This window comes from Verrucosispora sp. WMMD573, assembly GCF_027497175.1.
Lineage (GTDB): Bacteria > Actinomycetota > Actinomycetes > Mycobacteriales > Micromonosporaceae > Micromonospora.
This window is the reverse complement of record NZ_CP114901.1, coordinates 4,044,355-4,065,968: the sequence shown is the minus strand read 5'-3', so window position 1 is coordinate 4,065,968 and position 21,614 is coordinate 4,044,355. Positions and strand designations below refer to the sequence as shown.

Sequence of the window (21,614 nt, the reverse complement as noted above, 5' to 3'; positions counted from 1 at the left end):
CGACGACGTTTCCGGAGAATTTCCGGAAGTTGTTGACAGTGCGACGGGCAGGTATCGACACTGACCCTTCGATTGCATGCACACGCATCGATCGGTTACCGGTGCCAAGGAGATCCCGTGAACAGTGACCCGAGACAGCGCAGGAGAGGTGCTCGAACAGCGTTGCCGACGGCGGTGTTGTTGCTGATAGGCAGCGCTGTCGCGGTCCAGTCCAGCGCCCCGGCCGCTGCGGCCGAGACCACGCTGCGGGCCGCAGCCGCCAAGGCCGGGCTGTTCTTCGGCGTCGCCGCCTCACCCAACCGGCTCTATCCGATCGTCGGTCAGGAGTTCAGCCAACTGACGCCTGAGAACGACATGAAGCCGGACCGGATCGCCACCTCCAGCGGCGGGCTGCAGAACACCAGCGGCGCGGACACCTTGGTCAACCACGCCCAGAGCAATAACATGCTGGTACGTGGCCACACGCTGGTCTGGCACTCGCAGGCCGGCGCGTTGCAGGGGGCCAGCCAGGCCACGCTGAACACCTTCATCGGCAACGCCATCAACCGCTGGGGCAGCAGGATCGCGTACTGGGACGTCGTCAACGAGGCGCTGGAGGACAACAACACCGGCCGGCGGCGTAACCAGTGGCCGCACACCATGAACCGGGACGCCAACGGCGACGGTGACTTCTTCGACGCCGGCGACACCGACGTCATCCGGGACTCGTTCATCCGGGCCAAGCAGGTCGTGCAGGCCGGTGGGCTGACCACCAAGCTCTGCATCAACGACTACGACGTCGATGGCCTGACGGTCCAGGGCGGTACCCCGAACCGCAAAGCCAACGCGCTGTACGACATCGTTCGCAACTACCGCCAGTACATCGACTGCGTCGGGTTCCAGGCGCACTTCAACGACAACCCGAACAGCATCATCACCAACGACATACAGGCAAACATCCAGCGCTTCGCCGACCTTGGCGTCGAAGTGCACATCACCGAGCTGGACATCGACGACGACCTGAGCAACAACGACATCGGAGCGGGCCAGGCGGAGAACTACCGCAAGGTCGTACGGGCCTGCCTCAACGTCGAACGGTGCACCGGCATCACCGTCTGGGGCATCTCCGACAGCGAGTCGTGGCGCTCCTCGGAGCGGGGCCTGCTGTTCACCGGCGGCAACGGGAACTACCAGAAGAAGGCCGCTTACCACGCGGTTCTCGACGAGCTGAACAAGGGCCGGAACCCCACCCCGCCGTCGACCACGCCGCCGGTGACGCCGTCCGTCCCGCCGACCACGCCACCGGTCGACCCGACCACACCACCGCCGCCGACCACCCCGCCGCCACCGACCACGCCGCCGCCGGCCACGGGGTGCTCCGCGACGGTCTCGCTGAACTCCTGGACCGGTGGCTTCGTCGCCACCGTCCGGGTCACCGCCGGCACCGCGCCGATCAGCGGATGGAGCGTCCAACTCACCCTGCCCTCCGGGGCCACCGTCACCAACACCTGGAACGCCAACCGCAGCGGCAGCAGCGGCACCGTGCAGTTCAGCAACGTCAGCTACAACGGCTCGGTGAACGCCGGACAATCCACCGAGTTCGGCTTCCAGGGCGTCGGAACCGCCACCGGCCTGACCCCGGTGTGCGCCGCCGCCTGAGCGCCACCTGTGCTGGACGGCCGCCGTGCCGGCCGTCCAGCACAGGCGAGGCGGTGTTGACGCTCCGAGGCGCGCCGCGATGGCGTGCGGGAGCGCGACCCGCAAGCGCCCACGAGACGATCCGGGCGCGGTCGGCGGGGCGTCGCGTCCGACCTGCCGGCGTTTGCGGCGCCGCGCCGAGGGAACCCGACGATGTATCCCCGGAACAGGAGGACGATCGTGGGTAACTTCATCAACAAGGTCAAGGACTTCGCGGACAAGCACGACAAGCAGGTCGACCAAGGGCTGGAGCGGGCCGGTGACATGGTCGACAAGCGCACCGGCGGCAAGTATGGCCAGCACATCGACAAGGGCGTGGACCAGGCACAGGCGCGTACCGGCGAGGGCGACCAGGTGCGCTGACGGCAACGCCGATCCCGGGTCGCCCGCCGAAGGGTGACCCGGGATCAGTCGGCCTGATCCGCCACCTCCAGCGCCGCCCGGTAGCCGACGTGTTGCACGACGATGTCCACGTCGAGCGCGGACTGCACCGCCCGGGCGACGTCTTGCCGGACCGTCGCGAGCGCCTTGGTGCCGAGGTCGGTCAACCAGGCGCGCAACAACAGCAGACGAAGTTCCGAGGCGGCCAGTTCGGCCGCCTCCAGCCGACCTGCCTGCTCCGCGCGGGCCAGCAGGCGCTCGGCGAGCAGCGCCGGCGCGTCGATTCCACGGTCGACGAGGCACAGCACCAGCCGGTGCTGTTCCATCCGCGCGGCCAACGCGTCGGCGACCAGCACCACCCCCGCTGACGCCCAGTGCCGTACCACCGGGTTGTGCCGGCTCACCGCCGTCATCAGTGGGCTCAGCTCGTGCCCGTCGGCCTGACGGCGCAGTTCGAGCAGGTAGCTGGCGGTGAGTGCCTGGAGCCGGCGTTGCGCCCGCTGCACCGGGTTGAGGGCGGCCACCCGTTGCACTCCACCGGACAGTGGACGCAGGGACCGCAACGCCCGCTTGGGCGAGTCCTCGAACGCATCCACCACATCCTGCTCCAGCTCGGCGCGCTCCTCGGCGGTGAGTGCCTCGCCCGCGAGGAACTCGGCGAACGCGACCGTCTCCGCCAGGTGGCCACGGGTCAGCCGGTATCCCCGGGCAGCCGCGACGACCGTGGCCGCCTCCGTGGGATCGAGCGACACGTCGCCACCCGGGAAGCCGCTCGCCTGCTCCAGCCAGTGCTCGGTGGCCAGTGGGGTGCCGGCCCACCGGCGGGCGGCGTCACCGCGGGCCTGCTCGGCATCGAACATCGGTGTCGCGCCTGCGGGAGCGGCGCTGACCTGGGTGGACATGGTGACCTCCGAGGGCCGTTGAGGTGGGATGTGCCGGACCGGACGGCCCCGCACATCCCCCATTCGCCGGCCACCCGCTCTGCGGTTCCCGGCGCGGATGGGGGAACCGGTCCGTGCCGCCACGGCGAACCCCGGCTGTCGTGACCCCCGCCTGGGGACGCGTTGGGGGAAGGAGCCGGACGATGGCGTACGTCGGTATCGACAGTCAGGGCGCACGGACGCTGGGCGGGGTGCTACGCGACACCGCGACCCGCGCGGAGGCGGTGCGGCGCCAGGTCGTCGGCGCGCTCAACCTCGCCGAGTTGACCAGCCAGGTACCTCTGCAGCTCGCCCTCGTCCAGGACGGATTCGCCACCCTCGGCGCCGGAGTCATCGACAAGGCCGATCTCGCCGAGCAGTTCGCGACAGATCCTCGGGGGGTGGCCACCGGCCTCGGTGCGACCACCGCCGAACTCGGCAGTGTGCTCGGCGCGCTGCTCGGATTCGCCGGGCCCCGGGATCTGCGAGCCTTCCTCGTCGGCCTCGCCCCGGCCGGCAGGAACGCGGCGCTGGACGCGGCGCTCGATCGGCTGTCGCCGGTCCTGGTGCCGGCGCTGCTGGCCGGACAGCGCCCAGACGTCCCCGCCGAACTGCTTCCCGACCTACGAGTGCTGGCCCTCGCGCTGGGCATCGAACACGTCGGACCGCCGGTGCCGCCAGCGGACGCAGAGCAGACCGGTCGCGGCTTCCTCGGCCTGTTCCGGCGCCGGGCCGAGCAACGCACCACCGAGGTGTTCTGGCAGGACTTCTGGTCCGACGGACGAACCGTCGACGACGTGTTGGCCGACCCGCAGCGGCTGCTGGACTGGGTCGCCGGCACCGTCGAGCTGGACCACCGTCTCGCCCGCGCGGCCGACCTGCCGCGACTGGGCGACGTGCTGGCCACGCACGACTTCGCCACTGCCGAGACCGCACCGGCAGAGCTGGCCGCGAAGATCGCCGCCGCGGAGATCGAGTTCGCGGCGATCGCCGACTGGCTGCCCGCCCACCTCGTGGGCCGGGACACCACCGCGCCCGATGACACGCAACTCGGGCAGACCCTGGCCTTCGCCGCCCGGGTCGGCTGGACCGACCCCGGTGCCACAGCTGCGACGCCGGCGGCCCGGTTCGCGGCGGCGATAGCGTTCCTGCGCGCGAACCGGATGGCGCAGAGCGCGCTGCTGCCCACCGGATTCGAGGGCGACACCGACCCGACGGCGTTCTTCAACGAGGCGGGCATCGACGTCGTCCTGCGGTTCGGCCGTGCGGCAGGGGCCATCGACGACTCGTACACCGTCGGCCTGGCCAGGCTCGTGGATCAGGCGATGTCCGGTGCCGGGGTCGATCTGGACAGCGCGACACCCATCGAGCTGACCCAGCCGCTCCAGCAGCAACTCTTCGCGCTGGTCGCGAGTCAGATCCCCCGCTCGATGGCCCAGTCGCCGACCGTCCAGGCCCAGTTCGTGGGGGCGCTGAGCTACCTGCGCGGCGCGACCGACGGGCCGCAGTTGCGCGAGCGCATCAACCGGGTGGTCGCGGCCTTCCGGTCGCTGGCCGTCGTCGGAGCGCCGGCGCTCACCGAACGCGAGTTGACCGTCGTGGTCGGCGACAACGTCGTGGACGCACTCGGCCGGGGCCGGCTACGGATGCGCAGCCGGGGCGCGGTCGACCGCAACCCCGAGTTCCTGATCCTCGCCCGCCAGTGGGGCATCCCCGGTGGCCGCAGTCAGGACCTCGGCAAACACAAGCTCGCCATCACCTTCGACGAGCTCGGAGTGCTGACCGACATCAACCGGCGGAAAAAGAAGAAGAAGGGTTTTCTGTCCCGGGTCTTCGACACCGTCAAGTCGATCGGCAAGGCCATCGTTACCGCCTGGAAGGACAACCCGTTCAAGGCGATCTTCCAGGTCGGCAAGATCGCGCTCGGGGTCGCCAGTCTCGTCGTACCCGGCCTACAGGCCGTCGGGATCGCCACTTTGGCGGCCAACGCGGTGGAAGCGGTGAGCCACGCCATCGACGGTAACTGGCTGGGCGCCATCGGCGCGGGCCTGTCGGCCTTCACCGCCGGCGCCGACCTGCTGGGTACGGCGGCCGGAGTGGCGAAGCTGGTGGGGCAGAGCAGCATCGCGGGCGGATTCTTCGACGCCGGTGCCACCCTGGACGTACTGCGCAACGCCAAGCGCGCCTTCGACATCGGTGCCTCGGTGTTCCAGGCGTCCCAGGCGTCCCAGGCGAAGACGGTGATCGGTGCGGTAACGGCGGGGCTCGGCGCCGCCGGCAGCGTCCTGGGCAATGGCGGACCACTGCTGGCGAGCCTCGATCTGATCGACAGGAATCTCGCACTCGACCTGGTGCGGCTCGGTACGTCGGTACGGGATGTCGCCCGACTCGTGACCCCGGCAGCCGGCGTGATCCAGGCCCTCGACCGAGGCGACGCGCTGGCCGCGTTCGGCAACGGCCTCTCGGTGGTCTCCGCCGGGGCCGCGGCACTGCTGAACCCCAGGGGTGTCCTCGGTGACCCGAAAACCGTCGCCGGAACGGCGTTCGACTTCGACCTCGAGACCCGTACCGACCTGGCCGACCTGGCGAAGGGCACCGGGATCGCGGCGAACCTGGCGCAGGCCATCGCCGCGGTCGACGCGGGGCGTCCGTTCGCCGCCGGACAGGCACTCGCCCAGGCGCTGCGGATCACCCGTACCGCACCGCCGGACGGGCCGGATGCGGCCCTGGTCGCGCAGCGCGTCGCCGAGGTGGGAGTCGTGCTGGAAGGGGTGTTCCGGGGCGTCGACCCGAGGTTGGCCGCCCCGGTGGTCATGCAGCGGCTCCGCAGCGTGCTCGATTCGCTGCGGCCGACCGGCCTAGACGGCGGTGCCGCCAGTGAGCGTGAGTCGCCCGCCCCGTTCGCCGGCGCAGCCACAACCTCCGCTACGACCACGACATTCGGTTCGGTCCCGGGACCGACCGAGTCGGCTCCGCCGAGCGACCCGGCGGTGCTCGGCACCCCGGCGGGCGGTGCCGGGCAGCGCACCCTGGCGGGCGGTGCCGGGGCGGACACGCTCATCGGCGAGTTCGTCCTGGCGCAGGCCAGCGGCGGGCCGACCGCGCGACAGCCGACCATGACGCTGCCTGGCTCGACGACGCCGATACCGCTGCAACCGGGAACGCAGTTCATCCCGCCCGGCGCGACGGTCGTCGGTCCCGACGGCACCGTGTACGGCGGCGACACCGGTTTGGTCCCGGGTGCGAGCCCCGGCGCGATAAGCGTCCCGGGTGGAATGCCACCAGCCCCCGGACAGATCAAACAGCTTCCCGGCGGCTACCTGCTCTTCTTCCTCGACCGTCCCGAGGACATGCCGCAGAGCCGGCTGGACGACCTGGACGGCACCGGCACCGGCATCGGCGACGGTGACACTCGCCTCGCCGGCCTGGCCGGCGCGTCGCTGCTCGGCGGCCCTGCCAGCGACCTACTGCTCGGCGGGTCTACCCGCAACCTGCTCGTCAACGACACCGGCGGCACCCAGGACGAGCTTGGACGCATCGCCCTTCCCGAGGATTTCGGTCGTGCCCCGGAATCGCCGTTCTACGTCCCGCTGCCGGCCGAGCCACCGCTGCATCCCATCGGGCAGTTGTTCGTGCCGCCGGCCGCCGGCCCGTCCTTCGTCTGGGCGGCGCCGCAGCACCCGGCGTTCACCGCCAATCACGTCCTCGACGGCGGCGCGCGGACCAAGGAGTTCATGACCAGATTCGTGGGCTGGGGCGCTTCCGCACAGGGGCCCCACAATGCGTCCGAGTCGGTCTATGTTGGTGTCCGCAACGGCATGCTGCTGATCGACAACGACACGGCCCCGGTGGATGGTCTCACCATCGGCGGCGCGGCTGGCTTCTCGTACCAGGGCGACCACTACGGCCTGGTCAGCTCGATCGCCGGCGAGGTGAATCTCGGCCCGATCCTGGACCTGCGGCTACCCACCCTTGCCCTCGACGGGATGGCCGCGGTAAACATCCCGTTCATCGGTGCGGTCGGGTTCCGGGTCAACAACGACGGGTTCCGGCTCGCCGAGCAGAGCGACTTCGCTGGAGGCTTGGCTACCGGCGGGGGCGCAATGGTAAGCGTCAAGTACCCGGTCGGCGGCGATCTCGCGGTGGAGCGCATCGCCGAACTCGCCGGCGTGTCCACGGCGGACGTACGCATCGCGCAGCACGCACCACCGGGCAGCCTGCTGGCCTTCGACGTACGGGACGAGTTCCGGTCACCGTTCGAGCCCACGTTCGCGGACCGGCCCGGCTTCCCGGCCCCGGACATCCGGTCCGCCGCCGACCCCGACATCGACGGCGGCCTGCCGGACGGCTTCTCCGTCGATGCGGGCGGAGCATACGTGCCGCTGCCGGACGACCTGTACCGCTACGGCGCCGCCGGATCAGCGGACCTGGCCGGCTGGGATGACGTGTCCGAGCACGAGCTGCCCGATTTCTACCACACCGCGTACGACACGATGATCGGCCTCGGGGCACCGGAGGGCACCACCGTCGACTTCGGACCCGACGATGACTTCTGGGCGCAGACGCAGCCCTTCGCGACGTACGACGACGGTGCGCCGGCGCTGCTGGGACCGGCGCTCGACACGTTGACCTGGGAGCCCGACCTGGAGCCGGTGCCCGGCATCGACATCAGCTACGACGAGTTCACGCCGCTCGACCTGGACGCCGACGACGGCTGGTCGGACTGGTGAGCGAGGGAACCGAAAGGGGACCTGGCAGCGAATGCAGACGACCGAGGCGACAACGGTCGCCCGGGAAGAACACATCGGGAGGAAGCAGCCATGAACGTCGGAATGCTCGGCGGCGACGTCGCCCAGATCCAGCAGCACGCCATCGCGTACCGCAGCCTCGGTGACAGCCTCGCCGCCTGTGGTGGCAACGTCGTCTCGACGACGGACAGTGCGGTCGCCGGTCTTCAGGAGCAGATCAGCAACGCTCAGACCGCCGTGGTCTCGGCGCTGATGGCGGTCAGCCAGGAGTCCCGCTCGGTGACCACCAGCTTCGGCGGCGTCCAGTGGACCGGCGCCAACCGGGCCCAGGCCGAGGAGGTCGGCGTGGAGCTCGACGCACGGGTCAACGAGACGACGGTACGCGTCCAGGAGATCTTCGAGACCTTCCGGGCGGACCTCGCCCGCCTCGGTGGCGAACTGAACGAGGTGGCCACCCAGTTCAACGCCGTCGCGGTGGTGGCCGGTGAGTCGGCCGGATCGCTGGGCCAGGCGATGGACGCGCAGGCCGTCCAGCTCGACGAGATCATGAACACCGGGATCACCCGGGTCTGAGTGGTGGGTCGCCGTGCCGGGGGCCGGGGTTGGTCATGACGCCCCGGCCCCGCACGGGTGACCGGCACCGGAAGGGAGCGTCGAAGTGCCATTCGCGGAGGACTACGAGGCCGCGGCGAGCGTCCTGGACGCGGCAGCCCAGCTGGCCGGCACGCTCATGGAGCCGGCACGGGCAGCGATCGGCGCAGGCTCCATGATCGGTGGTCAGTTGACCGACATCGTGACCGACGAGCTGGACGCGGCGGCCACCATCCTCGACCAGGTCGCCACGGAGCTGACCCAGCTCGCCGTCACCTGCCGGGAGCGTGCGGACACCTGTCGCGAGGCCGCGGCGGCCGAACGTGACTACACCGCCGCCTACGAGGAGTACCGCGCCGAGTTGCGGGACCGGCAGGGGCAGTCGGAGCCGGTCGATCCGCCGCCGGCACCTCAGCCTCCGCCGGCACCGCCGGTGTGGGCCAACAACTGAACGAGCGGCGAAGCTGTCCCGCTGGCGCGGTCACCGGTAGCGGTGGACCGCGCCAGCCTGCTGGGGTCAGGAGCCCAGAGCCGCCGTCATCACCACCAGGCCGGACGGGGTCGGCGGCGCTCCCTCCGTCTGGAGGGTGACGCTGAAGGTGGTGTAGTCGGCGATGTCCACGCCGCTCCACAGCTCGATGGGCACCCCGCTGCGGCGCTCGTGGAAGGAACCGATCGGCACGGTGCCGCGCGGTCCCTTGAGCCACGCCGCGTAGTAGGAGCCCGGCGCCGCAGCAGGCAGACCCACCGGCTCCAGCACGATGGATGCCCCCGACGGGGTGTCCACGACGGACACCTTGCCGCGCGCCGCCGGTGCCAGCTCCGTACCGGCAGCGGCGTAGACGTCGGCGCGCGGCTGCGGATCGAGCATCCGGTCGACCGCCAGCACACCAGCGGTGAACACCGCGGCACCGAGGGCGGCGGCGGGCAGCGCCCAGGTGAGCCGGCCCATCCGGGGACGCCACCAGCCCGGTTGCCACCATCGCGGGCCGGGGTCCGCCGGCGGGATCGGGGTGGCCGCGCCGCCGGTCGGCGGCGCGGGCGCGGCCGACGGCTCGGGCGCGGGAAGCGGCTCAGGCGCGGGCAGCGGCTCAGGCGCGGGTTCGGGCGCAGACAGCGGCTCGGCCGACGGCTCGGCGACACGCTGCTCGACAACACGCTGCTCGTCGGCGTGCGCCCGTACCCGGCTGAGGATGCTGTCCCGAAGTGCCGGCGGTGGACCGGACGCCCAGGTGGTCTCGGCGCGCAACTCGGTGACCACGGCAGCCAGCAGGGCGGGGTCGGCGCTCTGCGCCGCCGCCTTCTTCCGCCCGGGGGTGCGCCTCGCGTGCCGGTCGAGGTGCCCGGTCAGCAGGTCCACGAGCTGATCGTCTGCGTCCCCGTCGGTCTGTGGTGCGGTGCTCACCGGTCGCTCCTCCCTTCGCTGCCCGCTTTACCGATTGTTGTTCGTCCCCCGGCGCCGGTCTGGTTCGCGGTTTCGCCCAGTTGTGGAGGATCCCGCACGTGGGCCAGCAGTTCGGCCAGCCGCCGGTGCGCCCGGTGCGAGCGCGACTTGACCGTACCCAGGGGTAGGTCCAGCCGTTGGGCGATCTGCGCGTGGGTCAGGTCGTCGAAGAACGACAGTCGGATGATCTCCCGCTCGTGGTCGGCGAGCTGACCCAACGCCTCCTGCACCGTCCAGGACAACCATGCCACGTCCAGGTCGGGTGCCTCCACCACCGCATCCTGCTCGGTCTCGTGGCCACCCCGGGTGGGACGCAACTCACGGCGGATCAGGTCCAGCGCCGTGTACCGCGCGATGGTCAACAGCCACGGACCGAGATCCCGCTCCGGGTCGTACGTCGACGCGGACCTCCACGCCCGGATGAACGTCTCCTGGAGCGCTTCCTGCGCGAGGTGGTCGGCGCGGGTGACCGTCATGGCAACGGCCCACACCGGACGCGAATAACGGTCGTAGACCTCGCCGAGCGCATCGGCATCCCCCGCCCGGAACCGCACGAGTACGGCGGGCGGCAGCTCGCGCCGCCCGTCCCCCGAATCCGATGGTTCCGCCGACGAGCCGGACACGGCTGTCGCACCCGGCGCAGATCTCTCGGCCACTGATCCACGATACGCAACCAATCGCGCCGCGTGAATCTGCCGAATGTCGCGCCGACGGGAACCATCGGCGGGCCCGGCGGCGAACGATGGTCATGAGGCTCAGCGTCCGCATCGAAGAGCAGCAGCCGGTCCATGACCCGTCCGGCCGACTGTCGCGCACCCGGGACGTCTCCCTGGTCACGGCCGCTTCGGACGTCACCGTCAGCGACCTGCTCGACCACCTGGCCGGACCGCTCACCGCCCGGGTCGCCGCCGGTGAGCTGACCATCGAGGTGGACGGCACGGAGGTTTCCGCTGGCACCCGGCTCGCCGACCTGCCGCTGTGGGCCGGATCGGAGCTGAGCGTGCGGCCGGCGGCACCGGGCACGCCGGCCGGCCCGTCGGGCGGCGGGCCGGTTGGGCGGCCTGTCGTAGAGCTGAGCCGGGTGGCCGGGCCCGACAGTGGCCAGAGCATCGCACTCGACCACGGCACCTTCGCGATCGGACGCCGCCGACCGGCCGGAATGGATTTCGGCACCGTCACCCGGGCGATGGTGCACATCGAGACGACCGACCAGGTGCGGGTCGCCGCCGTCGACGACGGCTGCCCCGTACGGGTCAACGGACGCGACCTCACCGACGCCGAATCCGACGCCGACCTGCACGACGGCAGCTACCTCCGGCTCGGCGACACCGCCTTCCGGGTGGCACCCCCGGCTGAGGCGCCCTGGCCCGCACCGTGGCCAGCACCGTGGACCGGCGAGGCGCCGGGGGGCCGTGAGCCGCTGATCCGTACGCCCCGAGTGGCCACCACCGCGCCGGCCGAGCAGGTACCCGTGCCGGCCGCGCCGGCACCGGTCGCCACCCCCGCGCCGCTGTCCTGGCTGCTGCTCATCGCGCCGCTGCCCATCGGGGTGGTGATGGCGTTCGTGTTCAGTCCGTTCTTCCTGGTCATGGTCGCCATGACGCCGCTGATGGCGCTGGCCCGCTGGGTCGAGTCCCGGCACCGCGCCAAGAAGGACACCATCCGGTTGGCCAGGGAGTCGGCGGCGGCCGCGCAGCGGTTCGGCACCGACCTGGACGTCACCCGCACCGCCGTGGCGGCAGCGGCCCGCGCCGCCTACCCGGGGCTGGCGGGCCTGGTGCGCCGAGCGGTGTCGGGTCGAGGGCTGTGGGAAGTGCGCCCGGGCGACGCGGACGAGCTGCGGGTGGTTGTCGGCGTGGGTGCCCGCCCCTGGCTTCCGGAGCTGGGCCGACGCGGCACCGAGGAGCTGGCCGGCCGGCCGGAGCTGGGCGAGGCGCTCGCCGAACGGTCCCGGCTGCTGGACGTACCGATCCAGGTCAACTTGCGGGACCGCACCGGGCTCGGCGTCGTGGGCACCGCCGCGCACAGCGCCGCCGCTGCGGTCGTGCTGGATCTGGTCACCCGGCACGGACCGGCCGACCTGGCGCTGGCTCTGGTCGTGCAGCCGGACCGGCTGGCCCGCTGGGACTGGCTGAAATGGCTGCCGCACCTCAGCGGTGACGACGGGACGCTGCGGGTCGCCGCCGACCCGGCCAGCACCGAACAACTGCTCACCCGGCTGGCCGCCGACACCGCACCGCCGTCGCGCACCACACTCATGCCGCAGGCCGGGCCCGGCCCGGAGCGGGCCGGCGCCACGCACACCGTCGTCGTGGTCGACGGCGACGACCTGGTGACCGGGCGCGTCGCGTCGATGCTGGGCCGGCTCGCGCGCGGCAGCGGCCGAACACTTGTGGTGAGCGGACACACCGAACGCCTGCCCTCGGTGTGCCAGTGCTTCCTCGAACTTGCGCCGGACGGCACCGCCGAGTTGACCGACGCGGTCACCGGCGAGCGGACGCCGGGCCTGCTCGCCGTTCGGGCCGCCGACCAGGTCTGCGCTCCGGCATCCCGGGCGCTGGCCCGCTGGACCGACCCGGAGCAGGCGGTCGCGGCGGCCATGCTGCCGGCCCACGCCCGCCTGGTGGACCTGCTGCGGACCGTGATGTCGGGCCCCGACGCGCTGGGACAGCCGGTAGAGGAACTCGACCCGCTGTCGGTGGGTGAGTGGTGGCGACGCGGCAGCGGCGGGATGCAGGCCACCATCGGGCTCACCGAACACGGCCCGTTGACGGTGGACCTGCACCGCGACGGACCGCACGGTCTGGTGGTGGGCACCACGGGCGCGGGCAAGAGCGAGTTCCTGCGTACGGTGGTGGCCTCGCTGGCGTGCGCGCACTCGCCGGACGCCCTCACCTTCCTGCTCGTGGACTTCAAGGGCGGCGGCGCCTTCGACGCCTGCGCCGCGCTGCCGCACACCGTCGGGCTGGTCACCGATCTCGACGAACACCTCGCCGCGCGGGCACTGCGCTGCCTACGGGCCGAGTTACGGCACCGGGAGCGACGCCTGCGGGAAGCCGGTGTCAGCGACATCGACGACCTGGTGGCCCCGGACCCGCCGCTGCCACGACTGCTCATCGTGATCGACGAATTCGCCACTCTCGCGGTGGAACTGCCCGGTTTCCTCGGCGCGCTTGTCGACGTGGCGCAGCGGGGCCGCAGTCTCGGCATCCACCTGCTGCTCGCGACGCAGCGACCACAGGGCGTGGTGGACGGCAAGATCCGGGCCAACACGAACCTGCGGGTGGCGTTGCGCGTCCAGGACGAGGCGGACTCCCGTGACGTGCTGGGCACCCGGCAGGCGGCCGACATCGACCGGCACCGGCCGGGCCGCGCCTACGTCCGGCTCGGCGCCGGCGAGGTGGTCGGGGTGCAGACCGCGTTGGTGTCCGCAGCGACCCGACGAGGACCACGCGCACGCATCGAGGTCGCCCCGTTCGCACTGCTGACCGAGCAGCTGGCGGACGTGCGGGAGGACCAGCCCGACGGCGTACCGACAGATCTTGGGAGGCTGGTGAGCGTGCTGGCGCAGGCCGCCGAGCGGGGTGGTTACCCCCGGCCGCGGGTGCCCTGCCCGCCACCGCTGCCGCAGCAGGTCGACGCCTGGAGCCTGGCCGCCGACATCGGCGCCACCGCGGATGGTCCGCTCCCGGTTCCGCTCGGCCTGGTGGACCTGCCGGACGAACAACGCTCCGACGTGTGGTGCTGGGCACCCGAGACGGGTGGGACGTTGGTGCTCGGGGCCGACGCGGCCACCACCGGCGCGGTGCTCACCACCGCCTGCCTGGCCCTCGCCCGCCACCGCGCCCCCGACCGGCAGCGGATCTTCGTGCTGGAGGGACTCGGTACCGGCCTGGGGGCGCTGGCCGGCCTGCCGCACGTGAGCGCGGCAGTCGGCGTCGACGACAGCGAGCGCCTCACCCGGGTACTCGACCAGATGGATGCCGAGATCGCCCACCGACGGGTGAGCCGGGTGGCCTCACCCGACGTCCTGCTCGTGGTGGCCGGCTGGGACGCGCTTGTCGAAGGGGCCGAACGGACCGGCGTCGGTGAGGTCGGAGCACGACTGGAGCGTCTGCTGCGCGACGGCGCACCCGTCGGGATCCGGCTGCTCATCTCGGCGTCACACGACCGCGGCGTACCCGGTCGGGTGCTCGCCCAACTGCCCACGAAGCTGTGTCTACGCCTGGCCGACGTCAACTCGTACACGGGACTGGGTCTGCGTGCCCGGGACGTGCCCGAGCTGACCGGCCTACGGGCCATCGACCTGCAGACCCGGCGCGAGGTCCAGATCGGACGGCACTGCGACGCTCGGCCAGGGGCGCTCGCCGACGCGGTGGCCCGGATTGCCGCCGACTACCCGGATGCGGTTCCCGCGCCCACCGTCACGGTGTTGCCCGAACGGGTGCCCGCCGGTGAGGTGCTGTCCTCGTCCGCGGCAGGCGGGCCGGTCTGGCGGCTCGGCATCGGCCGGCACTACCGCGACCTCAGCGTCGCCACGCTCGCGCTCGGCCCGGGCATGCACGCGGTGGTGGCCGGTCCCGCCGGCAGCGGTCGCACGGGTACGCTTCGGCTGCTCGCCGCCGCCGCCCGCGCCAGCGCACCCGACGCCCGCGTACTCGTGGTGGCCGCCGACCCGGACGCCTGGAACGGCACCCAGGGCACCGAGGTGAGCGGCTCCTTCAGCGAGTTGACCAGCCAGCCGAGCCCGGGACGGGCACTTCTGCTGGTCGACGGAATCGAGTCGCTGCCCGACGCCGGGCCGGCCCTGGACCGGCTGCTGCCGGGCCTACCGGCCGGCGTACACGTTGTCGTCGCCGGCCGGCCCGACGCCTTCCGCGGCATACAACCCTGGCAGCGGGCGGTGACCATGTCGCGAACCGGACTGCTGCTACGCCCGGCACCGGACGACGGCGAGGTGCTCCGGGTGCGGCTGCCGCGCGAGGCCCCGCCCCGGCCGCTGCCGGGACGCGGCTATCTGGTGGAGGCCGGCGGCTTGGCCCAGGTCCAGGTCGCCTTCGTGGCCCCGCCGTCAGCAGGCGCCCGGCTGGCCATGCCGGTCGGGGTGTTCGCAGGGGAGGCACGATGAACAGTCGGTCGGCGTACGGGGTGGGGGTCTGCCTGACCGCGCACGGCGCCGTGGTCGCGGTGGTCCGCAACGATCCGATGCGGCTGGCCGCGGTCGCCGAGGTCGCCGGCAGCCCGACGAGGGCAAGGTCACTGTCGCGGCGGCTGACCCGCGCACGTCGGCAGCTCGGCCTGCCCCGATGGTGCCCGACGTCCATCGTGGACACGCTCGGTCAAGCCGACGATCCGGGTGGAGCCGGCGGTAGGCACGCCCCGGACGGACCGACGATGTCGCGGCCGGAGTTCGCCGCACTGCTCGCCCGCGCGGGATTCCTGCCGACCGCGGTGCGGGCACCGGCGCAGCTCGCCCGCCTGCGGAGCAACGTCGGTCTGGGTGTCGGGATAAGCGTCGACCGACGACTCGTCGGAGCGATCGCGGAGGAGGCACCCGGCTGGGCGACGGCCGCGGCCCTCAGCGCCTTCGCCGAGCCGGACAGCTCCGGGCGCGGGGACCGGCCGGCAGACCGTGACGACGCCGGCAGTGATGCCGGACAATGGGACAGCAGCACAGCCGAGACCGGATGGGCGGTGCAGCGCGTGAGCGCGTCCGGTGAGCGCGAGCAGCAGACGGAGGAGACGCCATGCGTATCCCGACGAAGCGTGTGAAGGTCACCGTCGCCACCGGCGAGCGACGGCCCCTGTCACCGGTGGCCCGCTGGCTCATCATCGCGCTGGCCTGGGTCCTCGCCTCCGCTACCGTCCTGGTGGGCTCCAGGTACGCGGTGAGCGCCTGGGTCGGCGACCCTGGGACCATCCCGGCGACCGCACTCGACGCCCGTTCGCTCGGCGACGCCTCGGCAGCCCCCACGGACCGGACGGTCCCCGGCTCCGCCCGCCTGATCCCGGTACGGCCCCAGGTGCTGCTCGACTCGCGCGAGGTCGGCTCGCTGCCCGCCGGTGTGGACGTGACGGTGCCGATGCCCGAGACGGCCGCCGACGCACGTGTGGTGCTTGTCGAGGTCTCGATCCTGGACGCCAAGGGCCCGGGCGAGGTCACCGTCGGCCAGGGCGCAGACCGGACGGTCGTGTTGCGGGCACTGAAGGCCGGCGCACAACTGTCCACCACCGTGGTCGCGCACCTCGCCCCCGACGGCGACCTGCGGGCCAGCACCACCGGCGGCGGCGATCTGCTGGTACGTCTGGTCGGTGTGTTCGAACCGGCACAGCGCTCCGACGCGGGACGCATCGTGGCGGTGCCCCCCACCCGGGTGGTGACCCTGGTGCCCAGGACCGACGGGAAGAAGGCCAGGATCCCGCTCGCCGAGGTCCGGCCACTCGCCGACGCGGGCCCGACCTCCGCGGTGATCCTGCAGGTCTCCGCCGATGTCGGGTCGAACGGCGGATTCGTCTCCGCGGGGACACGCGCCGATGACCTGAACCAGACCGTCTACTGGTCGGCCACCAACGGCAGCGACCGCACCCGCAGCGGGCTCATGGTCATTCCGGTGCGCGACGGGTCCGTTCACCTACGGTACGAAGCGGGTACGGAGCTGCGGGCCGACCTGGTCGGCTACGTCACCGGCGCGGGCGCACCCGAATCCACCGAGGGTCTGGTGGTGCCCGTTGCGCCACAGGCCCCCGAGCCGACCCACGCCGATGAGCAGTCCGATGTCGAGGTCACCCTGGGCACCACGGATTCACTCGCGGACGTTCCGGTGGACCGCATCGCCGCTGCGCTGGTGACCGTGACCGCCACGGGCGAGGCCGCAGGCGGTGTCAAGGTGGGCGGCACGCAGATCCTGACCGCCTCGAAGGGCGTGGCACGCTCGGCGCTGACCCTCGTCAAGGCGCCACAGGCGACGGTACGGGTCCGAAGCGCCGCGCCCGCCACGATTGCCGTCGCACCACACGCCCTGGTGCTGACCGGCTGACAGCGGGTACCGGAACTCCGCCAATTGGCGGCGCGACGTAGCCGCCGGTCATCATCGTCGCCCGCGCCGGACGGTCGGTGTGCTGGTCGAAACCTAACTTCCGACCGGCGCGGCGCCGTAGACGGTGAACGAGACCCAGTCGGCCAGTCCGGCGAACGGACGGACCGTCCGGTACGCCGGTGCGTTCGTGGAAACGTGTCGGGATGTCGCCCCCGCCGGTAGGGACTGACCCTCCACGAGCCTGCTCAGATGGCGCTGCCAGGTCACGAACGCCTCCATTTCGCCGGCCGTCCGGTGCGCCAGGGCAATGGTGCGGCACCCTAGCAATGCCTGGTCACCCCCCGCCGCCACCAGGTGGACGCCCCGCTCCACCAGGTCGGCCGCACTCGCCCCGCGCAACTGCCGCTGCGCCTGGCCGAGGACCGTGCCGACCTGCGCCAGGCCGAGCTGACCCGCCGGGTCCAGCCCGTCGTAGAACCAACCCATCAGCAGCGCCGTCGCCAGGTCGGGGACCGGCCGGATCGCCGTCACCAGGCCGCTGGCGCCAGCCGCCAGCAGGGTCCGGCCCAGCCCGACGAGTTCGTCTCCGTCGCGCACCTCGTGGCGACCGCTGTCGCAGGCGCTCAGTACGACAAGCACCCCGCTCCAGTTCCACCGCGCCAGGCGGGCCAGGCTCACCAGATCGGCGGCGCGCGGATCCAGCGGTTCGCCGCGTCGCCGGTCCCCGTCGAAATGCCGTCCCCGCATACCGTCATCCAGGTCCCTCGGGGCACCAGGTGCCGGACTGGCCGCCAGCACCAGTCCACTGCGCTCAGGGCGCCGTCGATCGAAGACAGCGTGGCAGGCCAGGTGCACCAACCGGGGCCGTTCGGGCCCGGCGAGAGCGTCGGCGAGCCACGCCGAGGTAACGGCCGCGCCGGTCCGCTCCGTGCCGCCGAGCCGGGCAGCCACATAGGCGCACTCGGCGCGCGCATAAGGCAGGTCACCGAGGGTATCGCCGCACACGAGGACGCGGCCCGGCGGCGCGGAGCGCATCTCGGGTTCGCCGCCGTGCGGGTTGGTGCGTGCCGGGACCGACCGGTGTGCCCGTAGCAGCGAGGCGCTCGGCAGCAAATACGTCCTGGGCCGGACCCTGATCTCCGCGGTATCGGATGGCCCGGCTCCACCGGCATCGTCGGTGGTCCTGGCCGGTGGAAGCACATGCAGGGGAACCAGGTGCAGGGTGCCGTGCGGTACCACGTAGACGGCTCGGCCGGGTGGCACCTCGGCGATGGGCGCGGTGAGTGCGGCGTGCACCGGATGCTCGACCAGCCGGCGCATCCCGTCGTCGTCCACCGATGCGAGCAGGTCCGCCCAGCCCTCAACGTCGATGCCGGCCGGAGCGCCGGGACCGTGCGGCCCCAGCAGACGTCGGGCGGTGAGGTCGGTGCCGCTAAACGTGAACGCCCACACGCCGAACGGGCCGGTCAGGTACTCCACGAGGACGGCGTCTCCCGCGTCGGCCAGCAACGGCGCGACCTCGTCGGCGGTGATCGGCTCGGCCATCCGGTGGGCGCGCATCGTCGGGTGGGTCGCAGCCATCTGCTGCCACAGGTCATGCAGCTCACCGCGTACCCGCAACTGCTCCTCGGAGGCCGACATCCGACGCACCAACAGCCGCCGACGCTCCACGACCTCGGCGGAGCCGCCGACGTCCATGCCCGAGGCGCGCAGCCGCCGCAGCTCGGCCCAGAGCGCGGCCTCGCGGGCCACCAGCGGGTCAGCCGGGTCGACGCCGGTCTCCCGGTCCCGCATCGCCTCCAGCAGCGCCCGCGACTTCGCCCGCTCCAGCAGCGCGAACGCCTCCTCGACCCGGCCCAGCTCCACCGCCAGGTCGGCGGCCTCGACAAATGGCGGCGTGAAGATCGCACCGTAGCCTGCCGCGTCGCTCAGGTCGGCGATCCCATGGCGCAGCTCGTCGTAACCGTCGCAGGCGTCGCGAAGCACCCGCAGCGTCTGTTCGGTGCGCTCACCGGCGGCCAGCGCGGCGAGACCCAGCGCCGCATCCGCCGGATAGCGCACGGCCGCGACTGTCGCCTCGCCGCGCAACGCGACAAGTCGGGCCCGGAAGGGCGCGGCCTGCTCCGTCCGGCCCGAGCGCGACCAGTCGAGCACCAGTGTGCCGAGTCGGAGCGCCAACCGGTCCAGGCCGGCGAAGGGCAGCTCCGCACCGTGCCGGTCGTGGGCGCGCTGCACCGCGTCGATCGAAGCCAGCAGGTAGCGGTCGGCGAGCGCCGTCGCGCCGTAGTCGCGGGCCACACCCGCCATGATGGAGTCCAGGATGCCCAGGTCGCCGGTGGTCTCGGCGGGGAACTGCGCGGTCAGGAAGACGAAGAGCGCCCGCGCCCGCGCTGCCAGTTCCAACAGGTTCAACCCGGTACGGGTCGGCTCGCGGGAGAGCAGCGCACACAGATTGATCAACGCGGTGAACTCGGCGCGGGCGTCGCCGATCTCGTTTGCCGTCCGTCGAGCCTGCTCCAGCAGCGCCAGCGCCTCGTCGTAGCGACCGACCGTGGTGTAGAGCAGGCCGAGCGACGACCAGACCGCCGGCAGCGCGTGTGCGGCCCCGAGCTGGTTCCAGAGTTCCTCGGCCGTGCGCAGGGAGCGCTCCGCCTCGCCGTAGCGGTGCTCCATCAGATGCCGCTGACCGTCCTCACTCGCTCGCTTGGCGAAATAGGCCGGCGCACCGATCGTGAGATCCCGACGTATCCGTGGGTCGCCCAGCTTCCCGACCATCTCCCGGAAGGCCGGGTGGGCCAGGGCCAGCGGGTCATCGCCCATCCGCTCCCGGGTCGCCGCCTCGATGCGCTCGACCCGCGCCCGGAAGCCGGTCGTGTAATGTGCGGCGTCCACCTCGGAGTGCAGGTCGTGGATGAGGTCGTGGGCGGCGGCGAACGCGTCACCGGCGGAGCCGCCGTCTGCCTCCCGGCGTATCGTCGCTAAATTGATCATTGCCTTGTAGGCGTCGTACCGGGCCGGCGAGTCGGCCAGTAACCGTACGGCCTCCGCCGCTGCCTCGACCGCCTCGTCGTGCCGGCCCTGCCGGAAGAACTCCCGGGCCATGTTGTCCAGCAGGATCCCACGCCGGGGTCCCGCCACGCCGGGCTGGGCCAGCGCCCGGCGGTAGAGCTCCTCGGCACCGTCCTTGCCCTGCTGGTGCAACACCTCCGCGTGCCCGGAGAGCACCGAGACCAGGCCGGTCTTGTCGGTGACCAGCTCCGCGAGCTGGGTCGCCATGCCGAAGAGCTTGGCCGCCTGCTCCAGACGATCATCGGCGATCTCCACGGTGGCCATCCCGGTGATCGCCGCGACCCGCAGGTCCACAGCCCGCTCCAGGTCGCTCTCCGGCATCGCGGCGGCCACCTCGAAGGCCGACCCGTACGCCCGGCGGGCGTCGTCGAGCCGACCGGCGACCCGCGCGCACTGGCCGAGCAGCCGGAAGACCAGGAAGCTGGCGGGGCTGGGCGAGAGGGCCCTAGCGTGGCCGACCAGTCCCCGCAGCACCCGGTCCGCCTCCGCCAGCTGGCCGGTGTTGATGAGCCCGTGCACCCAGTCGGTAACGCTCAGCAATATCTCCTCGGTGACCTCGTCACCTCCGCCCGGCTCTGTCGGCCGATCCCGGTCGAGCGGGGCACCGGAGCCGGATCGGCGTCGGCGGAAGAACGGCATGGCCTCAGCGCCCCAATCGTCGCAGCAGGATCTCCGGGTCGTCTTCGAACTCCGTCGCACCCTCGCCGTCGGACCCGTCGTCGTTGCGGTCTTCCCCGCCACGTACGGTGGCAGCCGGGGAGGAGGCTCGCTCCACCAGCGCGACGTACTGGCGTTGGTACTCCTCGAAAAGGGCCTCCTGTTGTGGGCGGATCAACTCGTCGGTGCAGAGCGCCCCGGCCGTCTGCCGCCACAGCACCTGGGCCGCCCCCAGGTCGCCGTCCGCGAGATGCTGGCGGGTCCGCTGCCAGAGCCGGAAGAAGGCCAGCTGGCGGTAGTCGTCGCGGTGCCGGGTCGCTTCGACCTGAACCAGGATGAAGTCGTGCTCCGTATAGGGCACGGTCGTGCCGTCCGCGGCCACCCGGCAGAGCCGACCGCCGGCCACCCCGAGCGACGCCAACTCCGCCTGGGTCGCCTCCCCCGCCGGCCGGCGGATGACCACGAAGTGGGTGGGTGCCAGCTCCGTCGGGCCACGGGCCACCCCGCCCGGACCGGTCGGAGTGGACCAGGACTGGTGCACGCCGACGCGCAGTTCCAGCGCCGCCGAGTCCACGAAGGAGTCGATACCGTCGATGAGCGCCTTGGCGACCCTGGTGGAGCCCAGTAGCCCGGCGAAGCCGATGGCGCTACTCACGTTCTCGATCAGGTTCAGCGATCGCTGCAACGTGTCCGACGTCTTCGCTCGGAACAGCGCCAGCAACAGACTCACGTCGTCGCCCTCGTAGGGCACAGGTCCGGCCACCCGCAGGTTGGAGATCTCCACCGCGTCGCGCTCACCGGTCACCTGTAGCCGCCGACTCAGCTCGCCCGCACCTATCAGGTGCGGCACCGCGACCCGGTCACCATCGCGCAGGAACTCGGTCACCACGGCTCCGAAGGGCAGGAACTCCCGCCACAACTCGCGCTCGTTGGCCAGCCACAACTGGCTGACCCTGATCACCAGATAGACCTCGTCCGTCACGAACGGCGCGGCGTCGGTCGGCCCGTCCAGTGTGGGCACAGGTCGAGCGATGATGCCCTCCGACTGCCGAGCGAGCACCCGGCGCACAAGATGACGCAACGCCATGCA

General features: G+C 72.1%; 13 protein-coding genes. 8 read left to right on the top strand and 5 right to left on the bottom strand.

From position 1 onward, the window contains the following. Positions 1-174 precede the first annotated feature (174 nt). Both O7601_RS18435 and O7601_RS18430 read left to right on the top strand, forming a co-directional pair. Positions 175-1,638, top strand: coding sequence for an endo-1,4-beta-xylanase (locus O7601_RS18435; protein WP_281562345.1), 1,464 nt, complete (start codon positions 175-177; stop codon positions 1,636-1,638). A gap of 219 nt (positions 1,639-1,857) precedes the next feature. After that, the gene (locus tag O7601_RS18430; RefSeq protein ID WP_281562344.1) at positions 1,858-2,040 is read left to right on the top strand and encodes an antitoxin; all 183 of its coding nucleotides are present in this window, start codon (positions 1,858-1,860) and stop codon (positions 2,038-2,040) included. 44 nt (positions 2,041-2,084) lie between these two features. On the opposite strand, the gene O7601_RS18425 is transcribed toward O7601_RS18430, so the two are convergent. Further along, positions 2,085-2,960: a hypothetical protein gene (locus O7601_RS18425; RefSeq protein ID WP_281562343.1), complete on the bottom strand. Its 876-nt coding sequence runs from the start codon at positions 2,958-2,960 to the stop codon at positions 2,085-2,087. Between the two features lie 182 nt (positions 2,961-3,142). On the opposite strand from O7601_RS18425, the gene O7601_RS18420 reads away from it, so the two are divergent. The 3 genes from O7601_RS18420 to O7601_RS18410 all read left to right on the top strand — a co-directional run bounded on the left by O7601_RS18420 (position 3,143) and on the right by O7601_RS18410 (position 8,768). Beyond that, the gene (locus O7601_RS18420; RefSeq protein ID WP_281562342.1) at positions 3,143-7,708 is read left to right on the top strand and encodes a hypothetical protein; all 4,566 of its coding nucleotides are present in this window, start codon (positions 3,143-3,145) and stop codon (positions 7,706-7,708) included. Positions 7,709-7,798: 90 nt separating this feature from the next. Next, positions 7,799-8,299 (top strand): hypothetical protein, encoded by a 501-nt coding sequence (locus O7601_RS18415; protein ID WP_281562341.1) that lies wholly within the window; start codon positions 7,799-7,801, stop codon positions 8,297-8,299. 85 nt (positions 8,300-8,384) lie between these two features. Then, complete coding sequence (locus tag O7601_RS18410; RefSeq protein WP_281562340.1) at positions 8,385-8,768, top strand: hypothetical protein; 384 nt, start codon at positions 8,385-8,387, stop codon at positions 8,766-8,768. 66 nt (positions 8,769-8,834) lie between these two features. On the opposite strand, the gene O7601_RS18405 is transcribed toward O7601_RS18410, so the two are convergent. Both O7601_RS18405 and O7601_RS18400 read right to left on the bottom strand, forming a co-directional pair. Next, a complete protein-coding gene (locus tag O7601_RS18405) occupies positions 8,835-9,722 on the bottom strand; it encodes an anti-sigma factor (protein WP_281562339.1) in 888 nt (295 codons plus the stop codon). Next, the gene (locus O7601_RS18400; RefSeq protein ID WP_281562338.1) at positions 9,719-10,417 is read right to left on the bottom strand and encodes a sigma-70 family RNA polymerase sigma factor; all 699 of its coding nucleotides are present in this window, start codon (positions 10,415-10,417) and stop codon (positions 9,719-9,721) included. Before O7601_RS18400 ends, O7601_RS18405 begins: the two co-directional genes overlap by 4 nt. A gap of 92 nt (positions 10,418-10,509) precedes the next feature. On the opposite strand from O7601_RS18400, the gene O7601_RS18395 reads away from it, so the two are divergent. Genes O7601_RS18395 through O7601_RS18385 form a run of 3 tightly spaced genes read left to right on the top strand, consistent with a single transcriptional unit; the run spans position 10,510 to position 16,798 of the window. Next, positions 10,510-14,889, top strand: a complete 4,380-nt coding sequence (locus O7601_RS18395; protein WP_281562337.1) for an FtsK/SpoIIIE domain-containing protein — start codon at positions 10,510-10,512, stop codon at positions 14,887-14,889. Beyond that, positions 14,886-15,533 (top strand): hypothetical protein, encoded by a 648-nt coding sequence (locus O7601_RS18390; protein WP_281562336.1) that lies wholly within the window; start codon positions 14,886-14,888, stop codon positions 15,531-15,533. Before O7601_RS18395 ends, O7601_RS18390 begins: the two co-directional genes overlap by 4 nt. Further along, positions 15,509-16,798 carry a hypothetical protein gene (locus O7601_RS18385; protein ID WP_281562335.1) on the top strand — a complete coding sequence of 430 codons (1,290 nt, stop codon included), beginning with the start codon at positions 15,509-15,511 and terminating at the stop codon, positions 16,796-16,798. Before O7601_RS18390 ends, O7601_RS18385 begins: the two co-directional genes overlap by 25 nt. Before the next feature lie 93 nt (positions 16,799-16,891). Here the strand turns inward: O7601_RS18385 and O7601_RS18380 are convergent, their stop codons facing one another. Together O7601_RS18380 and O7601_RS18375 are read right to left on the bottom strand one after the other, a co-directional pair. Further along, positions 16,892-20,506, bottom strand: coding sequence for a CHAT domain-containing protein (locus O7601_RS18380; RefSeq protein ID WP_281562334.1), 3,615 nt, complete (start codon positions 20,504-20,506; stop codon positions 16,892-16,894). Positions 20,507-20,510: 4 nt separating this feature from the next. Further along, positions 20,511-21,611 (bottom strand): hypothetical protein, encoded by a 1,101-nt coding sequence (locus tag O7601_RS18375; RefSeq protein WP_281562333.1) that lies wholly within the window; start codon positions 21,609-21,611, stop codon positions 20,511-20,513. Positions 21,612-21,614 lie beyond the last annotated feature (3 nt).

What these genes read in the sequence shown, in the direction of transcription:
- O7601_RS18425 (WP_281562343.1), bottom strand. Translation starts at nt 2,960, where the DNA reads ATGTCCACCCAGGTCAGCGCCGCTCCCGCAGGCGCGACACCGATGTTC.
- O7601_RS18420 (WP_281562342.1), top strand. Translation starts at nt 3,143, where the DNA reads ATGGCGTACGTCGGTATCGACAGTCAGGGCGCACGGACGCTGGGCGGG.
- O7601_RS18415 (WP_281562341.1), top strand. Translation starts at nt 7,799, where the DNA reads ATGAACGTCGGAATGCTCGGCGGCGACGTCGCCCAGATCCAGCAGCAC.
- O7601_RS18395 (WP_281562337.1), top strand. Translation starts at nt 10,510, where the DNA reads ATGAGGCTCAGCGTCCGCATCGAAGAGCAGCAGCCGGTCCATGACCCG.
- O7601_RS18390 (WP_281562336.1), top strand. Translation starts at nt 14,886, where the DNA reads ATGAACAGTCGGTCGGCGTACGGGGTGGGGGTCTGCCTGACCGCGCAC.
- O7601_RS18385 (WP_281562335.1), top strand. Translation starts at nt 15,509, where the DNA reads ATGCGTATCCCGACGAAGCGTGTGAAGGTCACCGTCGCCACCGGCGAG.
- O7601_RS18380 (WP_281562334.1), bottom strand. Translation starts at nt 20,506, where the DNA reads ATGCCGTTCTTCCGCCGACGCCGATCCGGCTCCGGTGCCCCGCTCGAC.
- O7601_RS18375 (WP_281562333.1), bottom strand. Translation starts at nt 21,611, where the DNA reads ATGGCGTTGCGTCATCTTGTGCGCCGGGTGCTCGCTCGGCAGTCGGAG.